Source organism: Bacillus sp. AP50 (genome assembly GCF_040492675.1).
Taxonomy (GTDB): Bacteria; Bacillota; Bacilli; order Bacillales; family Bacillaceae_G; genus Bacillus_A; species Bacillus_A cereus.
Genome location: NZ_JBEUTW010000084.1, coordinates 1 through 4,751 on the forward strand (window position 1 = coordinate 1; position 4,751 = coordinate 4,751).

Consider the following 4,751-nt stretch of genomic DNA (forward strand, 5'->3'; position numbering starts at 1 on the left):
GTATATCAGATATAGCTGTACATTATTAGAACTACATTCATTACTCAACTGGTAGTTATCAAGAAAGAAAGGAATGATCATAATGATACAGAACATATACGAAACTCATTTACATGTAAGAAATTTAGGAGAAAATAAAAAACAAATGCTTGGACTATGGGAAGTAAATAATATCGAAGACTTTGAGCTGAGACATTTTGCTTTTGGTGTAAATTTAGAGTTTTTAATGACTTCTAAAGCGTGGTTAGAGGAGCGTGGAATAGAAGTGATAGGAAGTCAAGGAAAAGGAAATCAAGAGCCAATTGTCCAAAGGTGGATGCCCGCTGCAAGTGTATACTTTCTAGATTGTGATAGAAATAAATTAGAATTCATTTCTATGTTACATGACAATCCAGATGAATTAGAATATGCATCCTATTTAAGTGTATGGAATGCGGAACACCAAGAAAAATGAATGAAATTTCCGTTCAAATCTTTTCTAATTTTTTAGATATACTGTTGTACGATCCCCCTTTTGCTATTAATTTTCGTCGGATTTATGAACAGTTATCGTAATGGAACATTCATGATAACTCCACTTGTTAACATAATGCATTTATTGTCATCTTGTATTTGTACTTACGTACTAGCAATTCCTAATCTGCTTCCATTACAATTTGAAACATTTAATTTTTCTTCTTATCTGGCATCTAATCTTTAAACAAAAACTCCCCTTAAATCGAAAATGATTAAGGGGAATTTTATATACGATGCAATTATAGTTCAGATTTCACCCGAACAGAAACATTATTTTTAATTATATTTTTGACATCTTTAAAGCTAACAAAATTGTTACTTTTCTCATCCCAAAGACGGAAACGGAGTGAACGCAAGCTTGTAGCAAGCGTAATTGTTGGTACATTTTTTAAAGGAAGGGTATTGTTGTGTGCCTCTTCTAGTTTATAGTTAGGTACTCTTGGACTTAAATGGTGAACATGATGAAATCCAATATTACCCGTTAGAAATTGCAAAATTTTTGGAAGTTTATAAAAAGAACTTCCCTCCACTGCCGCTTTCACATATTCCCATTCTTTATCTTCTTCAAAATAAGAATCCTCGAATGTGTGCTGTACGTAAAACAGCCAAATCCCTATTGAACCTGCTATTAAAAATATAGAACCATGTACTAAAAGAAACGATTGCCATCCAATTGCCCAGCAAAGCATTCCTACAATAGCAACGATTAAAATATTCGTTAAATAAGTGTTCATACGTTCTTTTTTTCTAGCACCTTTTCGGTTAAATCTATTTTTAAGCAAGAAAACATAAATCGGGCCTAACCCAAACATAACGAATGGATTGCGATATAAACGATATGCTAAACGGAGTCTAAATGGTGCTGCTACATATTCATCTACTGTAAGCGTCCAAATATCCCCTGTACCCCTCTTATCCAAATTACCACTCGTAGCGTGGTGAATAGAATGCTCATGCCCCCACTGATCAAATGGGAATAATGTTAAAACACCCATACACGTTCCAACTATTCTATTTGCACGTCGACTCTTAAAGAATGAATAATGGGTACAATCATGAAAAATAATGAAAATCCTTGTCATAAATCCAGCGGCTAACAGTGCTGGAACTAATGTTAACCAATAAGAAACTGACAAACTTTTATAAGCAAGGTACCATAAAATAATAAATGGCACGATTGTGTTGATCAGTTGCCAAACACTTTTTTTAATCGTTGATTTTTCAAAAGGAGCAACTTGTTTTTTTAAATTTTTAGTATTTTCTAAGGTCATTGTTCTAATTCCTTTCCTTTTTGTTGCTAATTCATATTATAGCACACTATTAGTATCAGGTGTTAAAAGTAGCTATAATAAATATTTTATACTATGAAAATCTCTTTTTTCTTACTCATTACTTACAAATTTCTTACGTCCAAAATAGCTTCTATAATTGGACAGACGGAGCATTTTATGTATCAAAGAAACTTCATATTTTTCCAATAAGTACATAAAAAACAGCGAGTTTTTTCACAAGAAGAAAAAAGCTGCAATCAGTCAGTTTCACCGACTTATCGCAGCTTCTCTTCTTTTTACCTTATTTTATCGATGAAGCCAAACTGCACCTGCAGACTTGTCTTCAGCTTGGCCTACCACTTCAAACTTCAGTCCTAGCTTCGGTAACTTACGTCCTGCATCAGGAATAACGCTGTTGATGTATTGCTTAGAATCATCAAATTTTGCCACTCCTGGTAATCCTTTATAATCAAAGATACCGCGTGTTGGTGAATTTACTTTCCATGCTGGCGTTTGATCAAATGAGAATGCCGCATCGGCAATTTGATAACGCGTACTGCTCTTCACAGTAGGTTGTCCGTTTAATGTCCCTACAATTGCCTCTGGATGAGAATCTACTACTCCTAAGAACCCTTCACCTGGATGAACGCCTACCCAGTTATCTGTAAAGCTTTGATCCGCATACCATACAACCATTCCTGTATTAAATACTGGGCCACGTGCATATTGTAACGCAGTGTCAGAACCAGCGTAATTTCTCCACTCTACATAGTAATTATGTTTTTTCTGTTCAAATCCGTTAGACACAGTAAAGCCTTTTAACGTCATTGCAGGCTGACCTTCTGCATCATCAGAGAAAACAACTTTTCCATCTACAGTTAAGGCTGCATTATCTAACGCAAATCCTTTATAAGCTACTGCAATATCTGTTAAGTACTCAAATTGCAGTTTTACTTTTTTTCCTTTGAATTGGCTTAAATCGTATGATTTATCAACCCACTTACCATCAGTTGTATCCGCGCCGCCTTTTATATCTTTTTCACCCATTCTATCAATGCGTGTCTTCGTTCCATCTTCTGCAATCGCATATACGTCAAGGAAATCATACTTCGCTTCAAGTTCGTAAAATGCCTTATAATCGAACTTAGCATCCTTTGCATTTGTTAAGTCAAATACTGGTGTCTCAAGTGTTGTATGAATGTCATTTCCTTTTGTACTGTAATAGAACTTCTTACCAAACGCTGATTCGATATTTTTTATATCTTTGTCCGGCAAGTTAACACGAACAATTCCAGGTCGTTTAGATTTTGTAGTACTTTGATCTACATATGTTGCAACACCGATTCCTTTGCTAAGTTTGTCATAATCTACTTCAAGAATATTCGCCCAGTTCCCCTTCATATTCTTTTGGAAAAACTCTTTATTTTGTGGCGAGAAACTCGTTGGCTCTGTTCCTGCAATTTTTCCAGCCCAGCTACCACCACTCATAATAGACCATGACTCAACAGGTTCACCTTGTCCTGAGTACTTTGTATCATATTCATCTGGTAAGCCTAAATCATGGCCATACTCATGTGCAAACACACCAACTGCTCCGTCTTCAGGCTCGATTGTATAATCATATGCAGCCATCTTTCCGCCCCAGTTCGAAACAGAAGATTTCGTGCCATCAATTGCATATGGTTTTGAACCTAGTTTTGAACGATGTGACCAAATCGCATCATCTTTCAATTTACCGCCGCCAGCTTCTTGACCAACGCCAGCATGTACAACCATTAAATGATCAATAATGCCATCTGGCTCATTTTTATTTCCATCACCATCTTGATCGTATTGATCAAATTGGTCATAGTCTGCTAAATTGATTCCTTTTGCTACCGCTGCTTTTAATGCTTCTTTCACAAAATCTTTTGGTCCTAAAGGCCCCTTGTTATCATGCCCAGTACCCGCATCAGCACCATAATCTGATGCTTTTCCTGGAACAGTAAGCCATTCTGTTACAGTCCCATCAACTGTATAGCTACCACCAGATTGTTCTTCATAATATTGCTTAAATGTGTTAATTTTCGATCCATCAAATAAAGTAAATGGTTCATCACCAAATAACATTTTTTGATAATGTTCACGATTAAAGTCCTTAGAATACATGTATCCTGGCTCTTGATCAATATTGTTATGCTTAAAATCGCTAAATTCTACAAGTAAAACAAGTACTTTATCTTTTCGAACAGCTCCATTGTATTCTTCTTGCTTCGCTGATGTAGTAGGTACTTTTCCATTTAATTTCCCAGGGTTCAATGCTGCACCTTGTCCAGCTACTGGGCCTACTTCAGGCTGCTGCGCCTGTTCATTTTCCCTCATTTTTGCATCTTTTACTTTTTTCATAAAGTCAGAGGCTTCTTGCGTAAGACTATCTCCTGTTAAGATTTCTTTCCCAGGGTTTTCCCCTTTCTTTTTCTCAACATATTTTTCGACAGCCTTTGAAGTCTCAGCTTGTGATGCAGATTGATCAATTACCCCCCGTTGTTTTAGCGCTTCAGCCAAACGCTCCTCCGGTATTAAGTGCTCATCTATTGGTAGAGATGATGTTGGTGTCTCAGCATACGCTGCGTGACCTCCAAAAGCAAACGTACTACTTAGTACTGCTGCTGTTGTTAATACCGCTAATGGTTTTAATTTCTTTTTCTTTTTCAATGTATTTCCTCCCCAGTGTCTGCAAATTATCGTTTTTTGCCGATAACAACATAATATTCGTTATAATACGAATATTCAATCTTTTTTCAACAAATAAAATGTTGAGAAATATTTTTTTATGCAGGGTGAAATACATAAGATATAAAAACAAACAGACTCTCCTATAAATAACAGTGAACTTTTATATGTTCTTAGTTACAATCAAAATCCAGTAAATCTGGGATTCATACTTTTTTAATAAAAATAAGAATTAAATATTTTCTATACTAT

3 protein-coding genes are annotated in these 4,751 nt (G+C 35.7%); 1 reads left to right on the forward strand and 2 read right to left on the reverse strand.

What is annotated here, in order from left to right:
* Window positions 1-82: 82 nt before the first annotated feature.
* On the forward strand, window positions 83-454 hold the full coding sequence (locus ABWK52_RS08085) for a VOC family protein (RefSeq protein WP_353771913.1): 372 nt from the start codon (window positions 83-85) through the stop codon (window positions 452-454).
* A 301-nt stretch (window positions 455-755) separates the two neighbouring features.
* On the opposite strand, the gene ABWK52_RS08090 is transcribed toward ABWK52_RS08085, so the two are convergent.
* Together ABWK52_RS08090 and ABWK52_RS08095 are read right to left on the reverse strand one after the other, a co-directional pair.
* A complete protein-coding gene (locus tag ABWK52_RS08090; RefSeq protein WP_000171499.1) occupies window positions 756-1,787 on the reverse strand; it encodes a fatty acid desaturase in 1,032 nt (343 codons plus the stop codon).
* Between the two features lie 306 nt (window positions 1,788-2,093).
* On the reverse strand, window positions 2,094-4,481 hold the full coding sequence (locus ABWK52_RS08095; RefSeq protein WP_000727449.1) for an immune inhibitor A domain-containing protein: 2,388 nt from the start codon (window positions 4,479-4,481) through the stop codon (window positions 2,094-2,096).
* Window positions 4,482-4,751 lie beyond the last annotated feature (270 nt).